Below are 17,896 nucleotides of genomic sequence, written 5' to 3' on the forward strand. Positions count from 1 at the left end.
ATTACAATGAAAGTCACCTCGATAGAAGTTTTTGATATCGAATGTCCAGATCGCGCTGGCTGGAATCCGGTGTTTGTTCGTATTCACACCGATGAAGGCATTAGCGGTGTTGGCGAAGCGGGGCTTGCTTATGATTTAGGTCATAGCGCGGCAGCCCATATGGTTAAAGAAATGGCTGAAGCATTTTTGATTGGTCATGACCCATTTCAAACGGAAATGTTGTGGGCGCGGATGTTGCGTGAAAGCTTTTGGGGCTTAGGTGGTGGACCGGTCGTTTATGCTGCAATGAGTGCAATTGATACCGCGTTGTGGGATATCAAAGGCAAGGCGCTTAATGTGCCTGTTTACCAACTGCTTGGTGGTAAAGTTAACGCGAAACTACGCACCTATGCTTCGCAATTACAGTTTGACTGGGACAGCGAGTTCAAAGCATTGTCGCAACCCGAGCAATATGCGGAAGCCGCATTAAAAGCAGTAGCAGAGGGTTATGATGCGGTTAAGGTTGATCCGATCATGTATGACAAAGACGGTAATACTTATTACGATCGAACCAAGATAATTTCTCGTCGTGAAATGAAGCTTTATCGTGCCCGGATGCAAGCAATTCGTGAAGCGGTTGGTGATGAAGTGGATATCATCTTTGAATGTCATAGTTTACCGGGCGTGACAACGGCAATTCAATTGGGTGAAATAGCCGAAGAATTCGACTGTATGTATTATGAAGAACCAGTAAATTACCTTAACCACTCGTTGCACCGTAAAGTCGCTGACAAAGTCAAAGTACCGATTGCCGGTGGCGAGCGTTTATATAACCGTTGGGGCGTGCGTCCATACCTTGAAGATCAAAGTATTGATGTACTACAGCCAGATATTGGCTTGTGTGGCGGTTTTACTGAAACCAAAAAAGTCTGTGATTATGCAGATATTTTCGATATTAAAATTCAAGCACACGTTTGTGGTGGCCCCGTGGCAACAGCCGCTTCATTACATTTAGAAACAGCTATTCCGAACTTTTTAATTCACGAGCACCATACTTATGCGATCAAGTCATGGAACCGTGAGTTATGTTTGCAAGATCCACAGCCTAAAAATGGCTTTTTCGAAGTGTCTGAAGCTCCCGGCATCGGCATTGAATTGAATGACGAAATTGTGATGCGCTCACCGCGGATTGTAATTAAGTAATTACCCAAACGGCAGATAAACTGGTTTATCTGCCGTTTCTTGTTGGAAGCTTATTTTATCGTAACGCCCAGGACTTATATCAATCAATTAGTCGAGTTCAAAACTATAAACCGCCAAGCTATTAGTCAGCATTAAGCGTTCTAATATCGCCGCAGATAGTTCAAGTTCGGCGTAACTTTGCCATAAATTAGCGTAACTATCGCTTAATAAACACAATGGGAAGTTGCTTGCTAACATCACTTTTGTTTGGTCAAAGCAATTTAGCAACCAAGCTATTGTCTTAATTAAATCTTGCTGATTATATTGCCGGTTGACCATTTCCCAGCCCGACGCTTTTACATAGACATTAGGGCAAGCTGCCAGCTCACTAATATTATGTTGCCATTGCCGCCGCAGTTGGCCAACATTCGGACAAAATCCGCCATGATTAAGCACGATAGCCAAGTTGGGCAAGTGCCGAGCTAGTTGTGTTAGCGCGAGCATGCCTGAGCTATCACTGCCTTGCAGCTGGGCTTCAAATAAGAAATTGAATGAGAGAAGCTGTGCTAAATTAGCTAACACCCGCTGGTTAGTTAGCAAAACGCTGGCCTCATCGTCGAGGATATGGCGCACGCCAACCACTGATGAATATTGGCAAAGTTGGTTTAAGGTTTGATTAAAATCATCCTGACTAACCGTTAAATCAACGCTAGCGATGCTTTTAAATGGCAAGTCGTTGCTGTGCTCTAACCAAGCAATTTCTTGCCAGGGTTGCTGGTTATTAAAGCCTGCTTCAATGTGGACAAAACCGACAAGTTCGATAGCGGGCGGCAACTGAAGGTCTCCCAGTGAAAAATTACGCGCAATCTTGGCTTTGTCAGGCCAAAATGGAGCAGCATCAGGTTTTAACCACTGGTACTGGCCCTTGGTTAGGTCAAAAAAATGCAAATGTGGGTCGATTATTTTCATTAACGTTATTGCGCCGTATAGCCACCATCAATTACCTGCAAACTGCCGGTAATAAAGCTTGCTTGATCACTCGCTAAAAAATACACCAGCTGGGCGACGTCTTCAGGCTGACCTAAGCGGCCTAACGGCTGTAATGCCGCTTCTTCAAGGTGAACTTGGGCATGATCAGCACCTGATCTTTCGCAGTAATTGTTGATGGCTTGATGATAAAGCGGGGTTTCTATGGTGCCAGGACACACTGCGTTAGCGCGAATATTAAAACTAGCGTAATCAATCGCGGTAGTTTTTGCGATTGATGCGAGCGCGTGTTTACTGAGGTTGTAAGCAAAAGAATTACTTTTAGCGACCAGCGCTTGATCTGAGGCTACAATCACAATAGCGCCTTGTTGCTGGGCTTTCATGCTAGGTAAAGTTGCCTTTATCGCGGCATAAGCCCCTTTAACATTGATTGAAAATATTCGGTCAAGTTCGGCTTCGCTCGTTTGTTCAATTGAACCGGAAAAGTGCACGCCAGCATTGCAAACTAAGCAATCTATTTGGCCTTCTTGTTGCGCAATTGTTTCAATTGCGGTAACTACCTGTTCAGTTTTACTGACATCACACTGGACGAAGTAGCCGGCTGGGCCAATCGTTAAATCTAGGTTGTAAACTTCATAACCTTGGCGGATAAATTTTTTAATAATGGCAAGGCCGATGCCTTTGCTGCCACCTGTTACTATTGCAATATTTTTCATGATTGTTGTTTCTTTGGCTAGGAATGGCAAGATTAATAAACTGTGTGCATTATTGATAATTATTATCAGATGTTCAATGTTCGAGGGTGATTTATTAAGTGAATAAGACTCGTTATTGTTTGGTGGGGTTTGTTTTGTTATCCGTAACAAATTCTTTAAAATAATAACAAAAATAAATTCCACCAATAATAGCGGCCTAGCGAGCTGTTAGTTATAAAATAACGACTCAAAACAGTTTTATATCACTAAAGTTGCATTAGAAATTGTTAATTTGCAGTTTAGTCTGGCGCGAGTTAGTGGTAGACTTTCGCGCTAGTTAGAGTAAGTGTTTTTCTTGGGTTTGGTTTTTCAAGCCTTAGAGTCGTGCTTATTCTAAAATTTTGAGCGCTATGGTAATTAAGTTTTAAATTTTCCTATTTGGAAGTTTGGCTTATTTTTAATTTTGTTACTAATAAAATAGCAAGCAACTGTCGAGCCTAACGGCTAATTCCCTTTTCCGCTAACCAGTGCAAGTGAATATGATTACAATAAAAAAAGGTCTGGACCTTCCTATTGCAGGAGTTCCCCAGCAAGTAATCCATGATGGTCCGTCCATCAAACAGATCGCTACCCTTGGTGAAGAGTTCTTTGGCATGCGCCCTACGATGAAAGTTCGTGTGGGTGATACTGTCAAAAAAGGTCAGGTAATTTTCGAAGATAAGAAAAATCCTGGCGTTTTGTTTACTGCTTCAGCTAGTGGTGTTGTATCCCAAATAAACCGTGGCGCAAAAAGAGCGTTTTTGTCTCTAGTGATTGATGTTGAAGGTTCCCAGCAAGAAACCTTTACTAGCTATCCTGCAACTGAATTGGCTCAATTAGAGCGCAGTACAGTCGTTGATACTCTAGTGCAATCAGGACAATGGACAGCCCTACGTACGCGTCCTTTCTCAAAAGTACCTGCGATTGATAGTACTCCTGCGGCGATTTTCGTTTCAGCAATGGATACCAATCCATTAGCAGCTGATCCTGCAGTAATTATCAAAGAGCAGTCGCAAGATTTTATCAATGGTTTAACGATCTTATCTCGTTTAACCGAAGGTAAAGTTTTTGTCGGTAAAAAGCCTGGTGCTGATATTCCTAGTAGTAATGTTAGTTCGGTTGAACAGCATGAATTTGCAGGTATTCACCCGGCTGGCCTAGTTGGTACTCATATTCACTATCTACACCCTGTCAGCGCAAGCCGTACAGTGTGGTCGTTAGGTTATCAAGATGTTATTGGCTTTGGTAAATTATTCACCACCGGTGAAATTTACTCAGATCGGATAATTTCATTGGCAGGTCCAGGCGTTGTTAAACCACGTTTAGTACGTACCTTGTTAGGTGCCAACACTAATGAGTTGACTAACGGTGAGCTAATCGACGGTGAAAACCGGGTTATCTCTGGTTCAGTTCTGCAAGGGACTACTGCCGCTGGTGATGTTGCCTTTATTGGTCGTTATGCTAACCAAGTTAGTGTCCTAAGCGAAGGCCGTGAAAAAGAATTCATGGGCTGGATGAAAGCAGGACGTGATGTCGTGTCGGTAACCCGTTCATACATTTCTCACTTAACGCCGAATCGTTTGCTTAATCTAAACACTGCGACTAATGGTAGTGATCGTGCGATGGTGCCAATCGGCAGTTATGAGCGCGTTATGCCTTTAGATCTACTACCAACAATGTTGTTGCGCGATCTATGTGCCGGTGATTTAGACGGTGCGCAAACATTGGGTTGTTTAGAGCTAGATGAAGAAGATTTAGCACTATGTACCTTCGTCTGTCCGGGCAAATATGACTTCGGTCAAATTCTGCGTGACAGTCTGACTACTATTGAGAAGGAAGGTTAAGCAGATGGGCTTAAAGAATTATCTCGAGAGTATCGAGCCGAACTTTGAGAAAGGCGGTAAGTACGAAAAATGGTATGCGCTTTACGAAGCAGCAGCAACTATTTTCTACTCAACTGGTTTTGTCAATCACGGTAAAACTCACGTTCGTGATGCGGTAGAACTAAAACGTATCATGATCATGGTATGGCTTGCTACTTTCCCAGCTATGTTCTGGGGCATGTACAACATTGGCCTGCAAGCTAACGACGCGGTTATCGCTGGTATGGCGATGGGCGAAGGTTGGCAAGAAGGCTTGTTTACACTGCTTGGCGGTGTTTTAGGCGCTGACGCGGGTTGTGGCACCTTGTTCCTATATGGCGCAATGTTCTTCCTGCCTATCTATGCAACGGCATTTATCGTTGGTGGTTTCTGGGAAGTATTGTTTGCGATGGTGCGTGGTCACGAAATTAACGAAGGTTTCTTCGTTACTTCAGTGCTGTTCGCATTAATCCTGCCTGCAACTATTCCTTTATGGCAAGTGGCTATCGGTATTTCATTTGGTGTTGTTATTGCCAAAGAAGTATTTGGTGGTACCGGTAAGAACTTCCTAAACCCAGCATTAGCAGGTCGTGCGTTCTTATTCTTCGCTTATGCACCGGATATTTCTGGTGATGCTGTTTGGACTGCAATCGATGGTTTCTCTGGCGCAACGGCACTTAGCCTAGTTGCTAACGAAGGCATGGTTGCACTAGAAGGTACTATGACTTGGATGGACGCATTCATGGGCAAAATGCAAGGTTCAATGGGTGAAGTTTCTACCCTAGCAATCTTAATTGGTGGTGCGTTTATCGTCTACCAACGCATAGCTTCGTGGCGCATTATCCTCGGTGTATTCTTTGGTATGGTTGTAACAAGCTTGTTGTTTAACGCAATAGCTTCTGATACGTCTACTCCAATGATGCACATGGATTGGACTTGGCACTTAGTGACTGGTGGTTTTGCCTTTGGCATGATCTTCATGGCAACTGACCCTGTATCTGCTTCATTCACTAACCCTGGCCGCTGGGCTTTTGGCGCACTAATTGGTGCGATGGTTGTGATGATCCGTGTCGTTAACCCGGCATTCCCAGAAGGTATGATGCTAGCAATCTTATTTGCTAATTTATTTGCACCGTTATTTGACTACTTTGTTGTTCAGTCAAACATCAAGCGGAGGGCTGCTCGTCATGGGTAATAAAGACTCTTTTGGCAGAACGCTAATCTTTGTATTAGTGACCTGTCTGGTTTGTTCGGTGATTGTTGCTGGCGCTGCGGTTGGTCTTAGACCAATGCAACTCGAGAATAAAGCACTGGATAAGCAAACTAGAATATTAGAAGCATCGGGTCTACTTGAATCTTCAATGAGTAAGACAGAGATTGTTGCTACTTATACTAAATTCGTTGAAGCGAAGTTATTAGACTTTGCTACTGGCGAATTTGTTGAAGGTAATACTGAAACTTTTGATCAGCGTATCTATGCTTTAAGCAGCGATACTAGCATCTCTCCTGTAAATGACGTTGCTAAAATTAACCGTCGTGCTAACCAGACTATTGTTTATCTTGTAAAAGATGACGCTGGCCAAACCGATACCGTTATTTTAGAAATGCGCGGCAGTGGTTTGTGGTCAATGATGTATGCATTTGTTGGCTTAGAAACTGATCTAAACACTGTTAAAAGTGTTATCTACTATGACCAAGGTGAAACTCCTGGTTTAGGTGGTGAAGTTGAAAACCCTAAGTGGAAACAACAATGGGCTGGTAAACAGTTATTTAATAGCAATGGTGACATCGCAATTAAAATTGTTAAAGGCGGCGCTAAAGCTGGCGATATCCACGGTGTTGACGCGCTTTCTGGCGCAACCCTAACGGGTAAAGGCGTAGAGAATACCTTTAACTTCTGGCTTGGTGAAGAAGGCTTCGGTCCTTTCATTGCTAAGCATAAAAATGGAGGTCTATAATGGCTGACACGAAAGAAATGAAGAAGGTACTGTTTGGACCAATATTGGATAATAATCCAATTGGTTTGCAAGTACTGGGTATTTGTTCTGCACTAGCCGTTACAGGTTCAATGCAAAAAGCCTTGATTATGACGATTGCAGTAACCTTAGTTACCGCATTCTCTAGTCTGTTCATTTCAATGATCCGTAACCAAATTCCAAATGCGGTTCGAATCATTGTGCAAATGGCGGTAATTGCTAGTTTAGTAATCCTAGTTGACCAATGTTTAAAAGCCTTTGCTTATCAGATGTCAAAAGAACTCTCGGTATTTGTTGGATTAATCATTACCAACTGTATCGTGATGGGTCGTGCTGAAGCCTATGCAATGAAAGAGCCACCACTAATGAGCTTCCTTGACGGTATCGGTAACGGTATTGGTTACGGCGCGATGTTAATGGCTGTTGCTTTTTTCCGTGAGCTACTAAGTAAAGGTTCATTATTTGATGTTCAAATAATGCCATTGCTTCGTGATGGTGGTTGGTATCAGGCGAATGGTTTGTTAGTTCTACCATTTAGTTCATTCTTTGTTATCGGTTTGATTATCTGGGCAATTCGCCAGTACAAGCCTGAACAGGTTGAGAAGGACTAGGAAATATTATGGAACATTATATTAGTTTGTTTATTAAAGTCGTTTTCGTTGAAAACATGGCTTTAAGCTTTTTCCTTGGTATGTGTACCTTCCTTGCTGTTTCTAAAAAAATCAGCACAGCGATTGGTCTTGGTGTTGCGGTAACGTTCGTATTAGCGATTGCGGTACCTGCTAACCAACTTATTTACCATGCAGTACTTGCGCCTAACGCATTAGGCGAAGGCATTGATCTTAGCTTCTTGAGCTTCATCACTTACATTGGTGTTATTGCTGCACTGGTACAAGTTGTTGAAATGATTCTAGATAAGTATATGCCGGTTCTTTACAACGCATTAGGGATTTTCCTACCACTTATCACAGTAAACTGTGCGATCTTTGGTGGCGTAGCATTTATGGTGCAACGTAACTATAACTTCGGTGAGTCTGTGGTATTTGGTATCGGTTCTGGTGTGGGTTGGACATTGGCGATTGTATTGATGGCTGCTGTTCGCGAAAAACTAAAATATGCAGATATTCCTGATGGTCTTAAAGGTTTAGGTATTACCTTTATCACTGCTGGTCTGATGGCGTTGGGTTTCCAGTCATTTGGCGGTATCTCATTATAATTAGTTCGGTTGGGCAGCGGTTTAATTCACTGCCTAACCAAATTTAAAGGAAAAGTTTATGCAAGAGATTATTCTTGGCGTAACGATGTTCACCGCGATTGTTATGGCATTAGTATTAGTGATTTTATTCGCTAAATCTAAGCTGATTTCAGACGGTGACGTTACCATAGCAATCAATGGCGATCCTGCTAAGGGCGTTATTACTAAGCCTGGCGATAAGTTATTAGGTACGCTAGCGGCCAAAGGGATTTTTATTCCTTCAGCCTGTGGCGGCGGCGGTACTTGTGGTCAGTGTAAAGTTCATGTTAAATCTGGCGGTGGTGAATTACTACCAACAGAAGAAGGTCATATTAACAAGAAGCAAGCCCGTCAGGGTGAGCGTTTGGCCTGTCAGGTTGCTGTTAAGCAAGACATGGACATTGTACTTGAAGATGAAATCTTTGGGGTTCAAAAGTGGGAATGTGAAGTTCGTTCTAACGACAACAAAGCAACCTTCATCAAAGAGCTAGTTTTGAATATTCCTGACGGTGAGTCAGTACCGTTTAAAGCCGGTGGTTATATTCAAATTGAAGCGCCTGCGCATCATATTAAATACAGCGATTTTGATATTCCAGCGGAATACCGTGCTGACTGGGAACGCTTTAAGTTTTTTGAAGTTGAATCAAAAGTTGATGACGAAACGCTACGTGCATACTCAATGGCGAACTATCCTGACGAGGAAGGTATCATCATGCTTAACGTGCGTATTGCGACACCACCACCAAATAACTTGAGCCTGCCTGCGGGGATAATGTCATCGTACATCTGGAGCCTTAAAGCAGGCGACAAAGTAACGATTTCTGGTCCATTTGGTGAATTCTTTGCCAAAGAAACAGATGCCGAAATGATATTTGTTGGCGGTGGTGCTGGAATGGCGCCATTACGTTCACATATTTTCGATCAGCTTAAGCGTCTAAAGTCTAAGCGTAAGATCAGCTATTGGTATGGTTCTCGTTCAATGCGCGAAATGTTCTATCAAGAAGATTTCGATGGTCTGGCTGCTGCCAATCCTAACTTCCAATGGCATATCGCGTTAAGTGATCCTCAGCCAGAAGATAACTGGACTGGCATGACCGGTTTCATTCATAACGTATTGTATGAAAACTACCTTAAAGATCATGAAGCACCTGAAGATTGTGAATACTACATGTGTGGTCCTCCGATGATGACATCGGCTGTAATCAACATGTTGAAAGATCTTGGTGTTGAAGATGAAAATATCTTGCTTGATGATTTCGGTGGTTAATCCCTGATGTTTATCAAACATGTTAAATGGCTGGCGCTTGGTGCGCTGGCCATTTTTTTATCTGGCTGTAATCCAAATACAGCGCCAAGTTCAAGCTCTGGTCTAGACTCAACAATGGTTAAGTTACAAGGCCGCACTATGGGCACAACTTATCACATTAGTTATCTGTCTAAGGCCGCAGCTAGCGAACAGACAGCAACAGATTATCAGCAAGCAATTGATAAGTTACTTGAGCAAGTCAACAATCAAATGTCGACTTACCGTGCTGATTCCGAGTTATCTCGATTTAACCAATCAACTTCAACTGAGCCCTTTGCAGTATCACCTGATACGGCACTGGTGGTCGCTGAGGCTATTCGTTTAAGTTATTTAACGGGTAAGCTGCTCGATGTTACCGTTGGCCCTTTGGTTAACTTGTGGGGCTTTGGTCCGCAAATGAAACCTGAAACTGTTCCTTCATCTGAGATGATAGCTGGCATTAAGCAACGTGTTGGTATCGACCATCTTAAGGTCGAAGGCACAGCCTTAATTAAGGATATACCGGGTTTATACGTTGATCTATCAACCATAGCCAAAGGTTTTGGGGTTGATAAAATAGCGCAGTTTCTCGAGGCTCAAGGCGTTACCAATTACTTAGTTGAAATTGGTGGTGAAATCAAAGCCAAAGGGCAGCCTAATTCACAGCGTGACTGGATTATTGCGATTGAAAAGCCGGTATCCGAGCAACGTGCGGTGCAGCAACTGATTTCGCCGCTAGATAATGGCTTGGCGACCTCTGGCGATTATCGTAATTATTATGAGGAGAATGGCCGACGCTTTTCGCATATTATCGATCCCAATAGTGGTCAACCAATTAACCACAAGTTAGTCTCGGTAACTGTTATTGCAGCCTCAAGTATGTTGGCGGATGGCTTGTCTACTTCGATAATGATCATGGGACCGCAAGCGGGATTGAGCTTTGCTCAAGATCAAAATTTGGCGGTTTTTATGATTATCAAAACGGACAACGGATTTAAGGAGGTGTATACTGACGCCTTTAAACCATTTCTTGTTTCAGCTGCGGCTAAACCATAGCGGCTAAAACCATAGGTAATTTCATTATGATGACCTTTTTTATTACATTTGCGGCTTTTTTTATTGTTATCGTGGCAATGTCGGTCGGTTATATTTTTCAAAATAAAACTATTGCGGGCAGTTGCGGTGGCTTAGGTGCCGTCGGTATCGAGAAAGCTTGTGATTGTGATAACCCATGTGACAAACGTCAAAAACGCATGGCAGCGGAACAAATAAAAATTAGTTTGATTGAGTAATCATCGCTAACTTAATTTAAGAAAGGTGCCAATGGCACCTTTTTTTATGTTCAGGATGAACGGTATGTCGCGGTGCCATGGCAGGAAATTAGTTCCAGACATTTCCTAAGTACCGCCATCCATGGCGGCAATGGCAAAGAGCGACGATAGGCAGTAAAAATAAATTGCCGACAATGAAGTAGCGATTATTAAGAAGCTGTCACTGTTTTAGGTTGCTTGAGGTATTTATATAAACCAATGCAAGAGGCACCAATCCAAAATATTTCAATCACCACACTGGCAAGATTAAAATTAAAGTAAAGGCTGACTAATAATAGGATAGCACCGCTTAAATTCATGATGTTGTAACCGAGATCGGTCGGGGCTAGTTTGCCTAGCTGCAACAAAAAGAAAGAACCCACTACTAGGGCGGTACCTGACATGCCAATGATGTCGATTATTATTTGTATCATTTGAAACTCCAAACTTATATCGCTCTGATTTGCTGGCCCTATCCTTGGGGTGAGCGATTCTCATTCCGTGAAACAGCTTGGTTACCTGTTGCTCGCTTTAAGCAAAAGGCCGGCTATTCTATGTTTGGATTTGTAAATAAGCAAGCTTTACGCTGATTAAAAACCACTCTATTGTCAGTTGTTTGTTGGTTATCGTATATTGATTATTTAATTACTCTTATTCGCATGAAACTGGCAAACCTTGGCACATTATTTTTGGTTTTCCCATAATATTTATAGGTAATAATACTGCCAATTGGGGGGGGAACTGAACGTTGGCTATCGCTAAAACCACTGCCAAGTTTAAAGGTTATTCCTTGCTCATTTTCAACCAATAAAGATCCTAACATATTGCGATATTTACCTTTGCCAGCAAAATGCGCTAAAACGGTCGCTTCTGCGTCGTCAAAGCGTTTAAGTTTCATTAAGTCGTTACTACGCTTGGCCTGATATAAGGATGTCGCGCGATGTAACATCAACCCTTCACCGCCTTGAACTATTACTTGGTCTAGCTGTTGCAATAGCTGCGATTCATTACTGAGCCGAATTTGTTTTATCATCATTAAATAGGGCGAGTCAGCTTGCTTAATAAGCTTATTAATTTTATTTAGTCGCTTGGAAAATATCGCAGACGATTGGGGCAAGTCAAACACCATAAACTTTACTTGCCGCCAGTTGGAATTGTTGAGGCGACGCTGGCGTACAATGCCTGATACTTTCTCAAACTGTCGTCTGGCAATCCAAAGTTCACCATCGAGCGGTTGGTTTGGAAAGTTATTAACAAACCAGCTCGGCGCAACAAAGACGTTACCCTGTCGTGATATCAGGCGATGACCGTCCCAGTAGGCACGAACACCATCGAGTTTTTCACTGATAAAATAATCTTTTATCTCGATGTTGTTGCGATACTTTGTCGCCAATTGAATTTGTGGCGCAGCGACGTTAGTCAGTGATTGCGAATTGACCTGATGACTAACAAGGATAATCCATAGACTTAAAATTAAGCATCGCATAATTGATCTCTTGTCTTGCTATTGGTTTATTTAGTTTGGTACGGTATTGATTAAATTACAATAATGATAAGGCAAAGAGATGTTCCGCAGGCGTTTGTTGCTGATCAAAAGGCTGACTTTAATTGCTACGGTGTTTTCCTTGTTAGTGATTGCACTTGGGGCGTATACGCGACTAGTGCATGCCGGTTTAGGCTGTCCTGATTGGCCAACCTGTTATGGCCACTTGTGGGCGCCGCTGTCGAGTATTGAAATAGCCGATGCTAATAGTGCTTTTCCTGATAATCCGGTTAATCTTGATAAAACTTGGCCTGAGATGATTCATCGTTATCTTGCTACTGGCCTCGGATTCCTGTGTCTTGTTATCGCGTACTTTGCATTTAAGCTCCGCAAGCTGCCAGAGCAATTAGTCGCTAATCGCTCGCTCCAAATTTTTCCCTATCGTCATTGCTTAGGTCTTTTATGCTTGGTGGTGTTGCAAGGAATGTTTGGGATGTGGACAGTGACGCTGAAATTGTGGCCTCAGGTGGTCACTTTGCATTTGTTGGGTGGTTTTACTACCTTTAGTTTACTGTTATTACTGTACTTTCGTTTATCTGTGGTAAGTATTGTCTGTGGTCTAAGTATTCAAAGCGAGCAAGAAAAAACAAAAACAGCTCAAGCTTGGCTGCGTATTCTCGCGGGCGTAGTTTTAGTAATGGTGATAATTCAAGTGATGCTTGGCGGCTGGACTAGCTCAAATTATGCCGCGTTGGCATGTCCGCAATTAGCTTGGTGTTCGACCGTTCAACTTAGTGACCAAGACTTCTGGCGAGGGTTTAATTGGTTGCAGGAAATCGGTCCAAACTACCTAGGAGGCCAGCTTGATGGTGGGGCGCGAGTGGCGATTCATTTGGCTCATCGCTTAGGCGCGTTGCTGGTGATTGTTTTTGCATTGATCTTAATTGGTAGTTTGTATTACAAAGGGCTAATCAAATTAGCGCTGATGTTAACGTTGATGGTCTTGGCACAAGTTAGCCTAGGACTGAGTAATGTTTATTTTAATTTACCATTACTTAATGCGGTGGCGCATAACATTGGTGGTGCTTTATTGGTTGGCTTATTAGTGATAATTAATTTCGAATTAACCCCAAGTGCTGCTCCTAACTAATAGTGTCGGCTATGTTCACCTTAAAGGTAGCTAGCTTCACAATTCATTGAAAGTATTGGTATAAGCTTGAGCAGCATGTTAGTACATGGATGTAAGATATTAGGGCAATGAATATAGACCTTGGACGGGCGTAATTAGAGTAATGTAGGAGCAATTACCGGGGAGCTATTACCGAAGTAGCGATGGATTTACGGCGTATTGATGTTCAATTAGCAGCACTTAAGTACAGCAGAGCCAATAGTATCAGTTCTGACATTAAGTGCTGATATCTAACACCGAGCATCTAAATACTCTGACACAATACTCGGTGCTGTGGTGCAGGTTAATTTACAAAAGCAGGGCCAACGCCAGAGCTCCACATAAATACAGTTAAGCCTAACATGCTGACTAAAAACACCAGGCCAACTGTGACCAGCGAGCTGGCGTAAATAAAGCCGCGATCTTCGTCTATGCCCATCACAATCGGCACGCCAGTATATAACATATAAACGGCATAACTGAGCCCAATTAATCCAACACAAACGACAAACCAAAGTTCAGGAATTAGAGCGGCAAACCCCACCATATACAGCGGCGTTGCAGTATAGGCTGACACTTCGATAGCTTGAACATGACTGGGGTCGGCGCCAAATTCATGGGCCATCCAATGTGCCATTAGGCCTAGTGCTATAACACCGCCGACTAGGCCGCAATACATCAGTATTGCCATCGCTAATGCACTGTCTGATGTCAGATAAATAGTGTCGCCAGCGCCAATGCTCCAGCCGATGTAAACTGAAGATATATAGCTGCAAACAGCCGGAATAAATGCAATAAACAAAGTATGAGTTAATGAATTAGAAAGAGATTCATGACGATCGGCAATTGCTTGCCATTCTTTTTTTGGATGGGTATATATTCCCCAGATATGCGATAAAACCATAATGCCACCTTTATGTTAAACGAGTTAAATATCAGGCAATTTCTCAACCACTTGCAGCATAATTCTAGAACATAGTCTCTGTATCATCGGTTCTGAGCTACAGACTCTGAGGAAGTGCATTGGAGTGTTACTTATTGGTATCAGTCGACACCCTTCTATATAATTTATCGTCTAATTTATGGCTTAAATCAAGTTTTGTTTTACTATTTTTAAGTGTTTATGCTCATTCTTGTGTGTTATTTGATCAATAAAGCTTTGTTATTAAGCTTGATGTTTTTTTGATTTAGGCTCTATACTGAGATATGGCTTTAGGCGTATGGCTCGATATTTTTGACCGAGTCTAGTCGCTTTACGAATTAGCCAGCAGTTCAATCAAGTCCGTTTTTTTTTGCAGAACATGAGTTATTTTACTAATTTTATTACGTTTGTGATCTCTTGTGGTGAAGGAAATTGAGCAAGGAAGAATGCTTGATTGACTATTTTTAACTAGCCAACAGTACCGCTGTGTTCTGTTTTTCAGTTATTGACACCTACGTCACGTATCCTAATCAATTAGTATCGCGGGCAACTCTTCTCTGCAATTGTGGCAACAATTAGCTTGAGGGGGTTTGTGTGCAAAAGAAACTATTATCTATTGCTGTATTAACAATGTCACTGCTAGCACCAGTGGTTTTTGGTCAGTCATCTTACAATATGACCGAAGGCGTCACTGAAATTAGCCGCAATGTTTATAGTCTTCACATGACTATTTTGTACATCTGTGCTGCGATTGGGGTGGTGGTGTTCGGGGTAATGTTTTACGCCATTATCTACCACCGCAAGTCTAAAGGCGCTAAAGCGGCACAATTTCACGAAAGTACTAAAGTTGAATTACTTTGGACCATCATTCCTTTTTTTATTCTGATCGCGATGGCTGTTCCGGCCACATCAACCTTAATTGAGATGGAAGACGACTCCAATCCCGGCATCACGATTAAAATTACTGGCTCACAATGGAAGTGGCATTATCAGTATTTTGATCATGATTTTGGTTTTTTTAGTCTGTTATCGACCCCGAGTGACCAAATACATAACAAGGTGGCTAAAGGAGAGCATTATTTACTTGAGGTTGATCGGCCCTTGGTCCTGCCAGTAAATCAAAAAATCAGCTTTTTAATGACTTCAGACGATGTGATTCATTCATGGTGGGTGCCTGCTTTTTCGGTTAAGCAAGACGCTAACCCCGGCTTTATCAATGGCGCCTGGACTAAAATTGACGAACCAGGAATTTACCGCGGTCAATGTGCTGAATTATGTGGCAAAGACCATGGTTTTATGCCGATTGTGGTAGAGGTTTTGTCCGAACCCGATTATCAAGCGTGGCTTAATAAGCAGTTGGCACAGGTAAAATCACAGCAACTAGCCGAACAGCAATCATTAACAGCGACAGTAGATCTTGAACAATCAATGATACTCGGAGAGCAGGTGTACAACAGCCGATGTGCTGCTTGTCACCAAGTGGGTGGCGAGGGGATCCCCGGCGCTTTCCCTGCGATTAAAGGCAGTAGCATTGCTTTAGGTGATGTCGATCAACACATTGCGATTGTCCGCGATGGTCAAACTGGCACTGCGATGCAAGCTTTTGCCAAGCAACTTAGCTTGAAAGAACTGGCTGCAGTTATAACCTATGAGCGTAATGCATGGGGCAATAATACCGGGGATGTAGTTCAGGCCAGTGATATCACTAGCAAATCAGTTACCACAATAGAGCCAAAAGTACTGGCGGTACCTGCGGAGAATATGCAGCACGAACATCATGCTGAACATAAGGCTGAAACAATCGAAACAGTCGTTGCTGAAAAAGTCAGTGCCGTAACAAGTGAGGAAAATGTCGACTTGGGAGAGTCTGTTTATTTAACGCGTTGCGCTGCTTGTCATCAAGTGGCAGGCACTGGTATGCCGGGAGCCTTTCCGGCGCTTAAAGGCAGTGCAGTGGTATTGGGCGATGTCAAAACTCACGTTGATATTGTCGCTAATGGCAAGTCAGGCACTGCGATGATGGGCTTTGCCAATCAGCTCACTCCAACAGAGCTAGCGGCAGTTATTACTTATGAGCGTAATGCATGGGATAATAATACCGGTGATGTTGTGACAGTGACCGACCTTGAATTGACAGTTGAGGGAACTAAGTAATGGAAGATATTACATTGCAAGACAATAGTGAAGGCAATAGTGAACACAATAGCGATCAACATAGCTCAAGCCATCATCAACCAGCAAAAGGTATTATGCGCTGGATCCTGACCACTAATCACAAAGATATTGGCACGCTGTATTTATGTTTTAGTTTTTTAATGTTTTTGGTTGGCGGCGCTATGGCTATGGTGATTAGAGCCGAGCTCTATCAGCCTGGCTTACAAATTGTTGAACCTAACTTTTTTAATCAAATGACCACTGTTCACGGTTTGATTATGGTGTTTGGTGCGGTGATGCCAGCCTTTACAGGTTTGGCTAACTGGTTAATCCCCATGATGATTGGCGCGCCTGACATGGCATTGCCAAGAATGAACAACTGGAGCTTCTGGATTTTACCGATGGCCTTTACGATCCTATTATCATCGTTATTTATGGAGGGCGGTGGTCCTAACTTTGGCTGGACTTTTTACGCGCCGCTGTCGACGACCTATTCACCCGACAGTACAGCACTGTTTGTTTTTGCTATTCATATTATGGGTATATCTTCGATATTAGGCGCGATAAATGTCGTGGTCACTATCATTAATATGCGTGCACCGGGCATGACATATATGAAGATGCCACTATTTGTTTGGACTTGGTTAATTACCGCCTTTTTATTAATTGCGGTAATGCCGGTGCTTGCGGCAACCGTAACAATGGTCTTAACCGATAAATATTTTGGTACCAGCTTTTTCGCTGCCGCCGGTGGTGGTGATCCGGTATTATTTCAGCACATATTTTGGTTTTTTGGTCACCCCGAAGTTTATATTATGATTTTGCCTTCTTTTGGCATTATTTCAGCGATTATTCCGACATTTTCTCGCAAGAAACTCTTTGGTTATTCGTCAATGGTTTATGCAACTTCATCAATCGCTATTTTGTCATTTACCGTTTGGGCGCATCACATGTTTACCACGGGCATGCCAGTCGCAGCCGAACTGTTTTTCATGTACTGCACCATGTTAATTTCAGTACCGACCGGGGTTAAGGTTTTTAATTGGGTCGCGACGATGTGGCGTGGTTCATTGACATTTGAGACCCCAATGCTATTCGCAATTGCGTTTATTGTGTTATTTACCATTGGGGGTTTCTCCGGGCTGATGCTGGCGATTACACCTGCTGATTTTCAATACCATGATACTTATTTTGTGGTCGCTCATTTTCATTATGTGTTAGTGACGGGCGCTATATTTTCAATCATGGCGGCGGCTTATTATTGGCTGCCCAAATGGACCGGTCATATGTATGACGAACGCTTGGGAAAGATTCATTTTTGGTGTTCATTAATCTCGGTGAATGTGTTGTTTTTCCCAATGCATTTTCTAGGACTTGCAGGCATGCCGCGCCGGGTTCCCGATTACGCATTACAGTTTGCCGATTTTAATCAACTGGTTAGCCTAGGAGGTTTTGCCTTTGGATTATCACAATTAATCTTCCTTGCAGTATTAGTTAAATGTGTTCGCGGTGGTGAAAAAGCGCCAGCGAAACCATGGGAAGGCGCAGAAGGTTTAGAGTGGGACATGCCATCACCAGCGCCGTACCATAGCCATACTACGCCACCGGAAATTAAGTAAG

General features: G+C 42.8%; 17 protein-coding genes. 12 read left to right on the forward strand and 5 right to left on the reverse strand.

Features of this window, described 5'->3' with window-relative positions:
* The first annotated feature begins 6 nt into the window (after nt 1-6).
* Nucleotides 7-1,182, forward strand: coding sequence for a mandelate racemase/muconate lactonizing enzyme family protein (locus tag HRU23_03940; protein ID NRA53270.1), 1,176 nt, complete (start codon nt 7-9; stop codon nt 1,180-1,182).
* Between the two features lie 87 nt (nt 1,183-1,269).
* Here the strand turns inward: HRU23_03940 and HRU23_03945 are convergent, their stop codons facing one another.
* Nucleotides 1,270-2,130 (reverse strand): amidohydrolase family protein, encoded by an 861-nt coding sequence (locus HRU23_03945; protein ID NRA53271.1) that lies wholly within the window; start codon nt 2,128-2,130, stop codon nt 1,270-1,272.
* Between the two features lie 5 nt (nt 2,131-2,135).
* On the reverse strand, nt 2,136-2,864 hold the full coding sequence (locus HRU23_03950; GenBank protein NRA53272.1) for an SDR family oxidoreductase: 729 nt from the start codon (nt 2,862-2,864) through the stop codon (nt 2,136-2,138).
* 518 nt (nt 2,865-3,382) lie between these two features.
* Here HRU23_03950 and HRU23_03955 point away from each other — a divergent pair.
* The 8 genes from HRU23_03955 to nqrM are packed head-to-tail and all read left to right on the forward strand — an operon-like array spanning nt 3,383 to nt 10,531.
* On the forward strand, nt 3,383-4,726 hold the full coding sequence (locus HRU23_03955; protein ID NRA53273.1) for a Na(+)-translocating NADH-quinone reductase subunit A: 1,344 nt from the start codon (nt 3,383-3,385) through the stop codon (nt 4,724-4,726).
* Nucleotides 4,727-4,730: 4 nt separating this feature from the next.
* On the forward strand, nt 4,731-5,939 hold the full coding sequence (locus HRU23_03960; GenBank protein ID NRA53274.1) for an NADH:ubiquinone reductase (Na(+)-transporting) subunit B: 1,209 nt from the start codon (nt 4,731-4,733) through the stop codon (nt 5,937-5,939).
* On the forward strand, nt 5,932-6,702 hold the full coding sequence (locus HRU23_03965; protein NRA53275.1) for a Na(+)-translocating NADH-quinone reductase subunit C: 771 nt from the start codon (nt 5,932-5,934) through the stop codon (nt 6,700-6,702). Before HRU23_03960 ends, HRU23_03965 begins: the two co-directional genes overlap by 8 nt.
* Nucleotides 6,702-7,331: an NADH:ubiquinone reductase (Na(+)-transporting) subunit D gene (locus HRU23_03970; GenBank protein NRA53276.1), complete on the forward strand. Its 630-nt coding sequence runs from the start codon at nt 6,702-6,704 to the stop codon at nt 7,329-7,331. The genes HRU23_03965 and HRU23_03970 overlap by 1 nt, the downstream gene beginning before the upstream one ends.
* A gap of 8 nt (nt 7,332-7,339) precedes the next feature.
* The gene (gene nqrE, locus HRU23_03975) at nt 7,340-7,936 is read left to right on the forward strand and encodes an NADH:ubiquinone reductase (Na(+)-transporting) subunit E (protein ID NRA53277.1); all 597 of its coding nucleotides are present in this window, start codon (nt 7,340-7,342) and stop codon (nt 7,934-7,936) included.
* 58 nt (nt 7,937-7,994) lie between these two features.
* Nucleotides 7,995-9,221 (forward strand): NADH:ubiquinone reductase (Na(+)-transporting) subunit F, encoded by a 1,227-nt coding sequence (gene nqrF, locus HRU23_03980; protein NRA53278.1) that lies wholly within the window; start codon nt 7,995-7,997, stop codon nt 9,219-9,221.
* 6 nt (nt 9,222-9,227) lie between these two features.
* Nucleotides 9,228-10,295, forward strand: coding sequence for an FAD:protein FMN transferase (locus HRU23_03985; GenBank protein NRA53279.1), 1,068 nt, complete (start codon nt 9,228-9,230; stop codon nt 10,293-10,295).
* A gap of 26 nt (nt 10,296-10,321) precedes the next feature.
* Nucleotides 10,322-10,531: a (Na+)-NQR maturation NqrM gene (gene nqrM, locus HRU23_03990; protein NRA53280.1), complete on the forward strand. Its 210-nt coding sequence runs from the start codon at nt 10,322-10,324 to the stop codon at nt 10,529-10,531.
* Nucleotides 10,532-10,719: 188 nt separating this feature from the next.
* Here the strand turns inward: nqrM and HRU23_03995 are convergent, their stop codons facing one another.
* Both HRU23_03995 and HRU23_04000 read right to left on the reverse strand, forming a co-directional pair.
* Nucleotides 10,720-10,983, reverse strand: coding sequence for a hypothetical protein (locus HRU23_03995; GenBank protein NRA53281.1), 264 nt, complete (start codon nt 10,981-10,983; stop codon nt 10,720-10,722).
* A 203-nt stretch (nt 10,984-11,186) separates the two neighbouring features.
* Nucleotides 11,187-12,035: a DNA ligase gene (locus HRU23_04000; protein NRA53282.1), complete on the reverse strand. Its 849-nt coding sequence runs from the start codon at nt 12,033-12,035 to the stop codon at nt 11,187-11,189.
* A gap of 79 nt (nt 12,036-12,114) precedes the next feature.
* Between HRU23_04000 and HRU23_04005 the strand changes: the two genes are divergently transcribed.
* Nucleotides 12,115-13,182, forward strand: a complete 1,068-nt coding sequence (locus tag HRU23_04005) for a COX15/CtaA family protein (protein NRA53283.1) — start codon at nt 12,115-12,117, stop codon at nt 13,180-13,182.
* A 322-nt stretch (nt 13,183-13,504) separates the two neighbouring features.
* On the opposite strand, the gene HRU23_04010 is transcribed toward HRU23_04005, so the two are convergent.
* A complete protein-coding gene (locus tag HRU23_04010; protein ID NRA53284.1) occupies nt 13,505-14,104 on the reverse strand; it encodes a YIP1 family protein in 600 nt (199 codons plus the stop codon).
* A 648-nt stretch (nt 14,105-14,752) separates the two neighbouring features.
* Between HRU23_04010 and coxB the strand changes: the two genes are divergently transcribed.
* Together coxB and ctaD are read left to right on the forward strand one after the other, a co-directional pair.
* On the forward strand, nt 14,753-16,276 hold the full coding sequence (coxB, locus tag HRU23_04015) for a cytochrome c oxidase subunit II (GenBank protein ID NRA53285.1): 1,524 nt from the start codon (nt 14,753-14,755) through the stop codon (nt 16,274-16,276).
* Complete coding sequence (gene ctaD, locus HRU23_04020) at nt 16,276-17,895, forward strand: cytochrome c oxidase subunit I (GenBank protein NRA53286.1); 1,620 nt, start codon at nt 16,276-16,278, stop codon at nt 17,893-17,895. The genes coxB and ctaD overlap by 1 nt, the downstream gene beginning before the upstream one ends.
* The last annotated feature ends 1 nt before the right edge of the window (nt 17,896 follow it).

The organism is Gammaproteobacteria bacterium (assembly GCA_013214945.1).
In the GTDB taxonomy this organism is placed as follows: Bacteria; Pseudomonadota; Gammaproteobacteria; order Enterobacterales; family Psychrobiaceae; genus Psychrobium.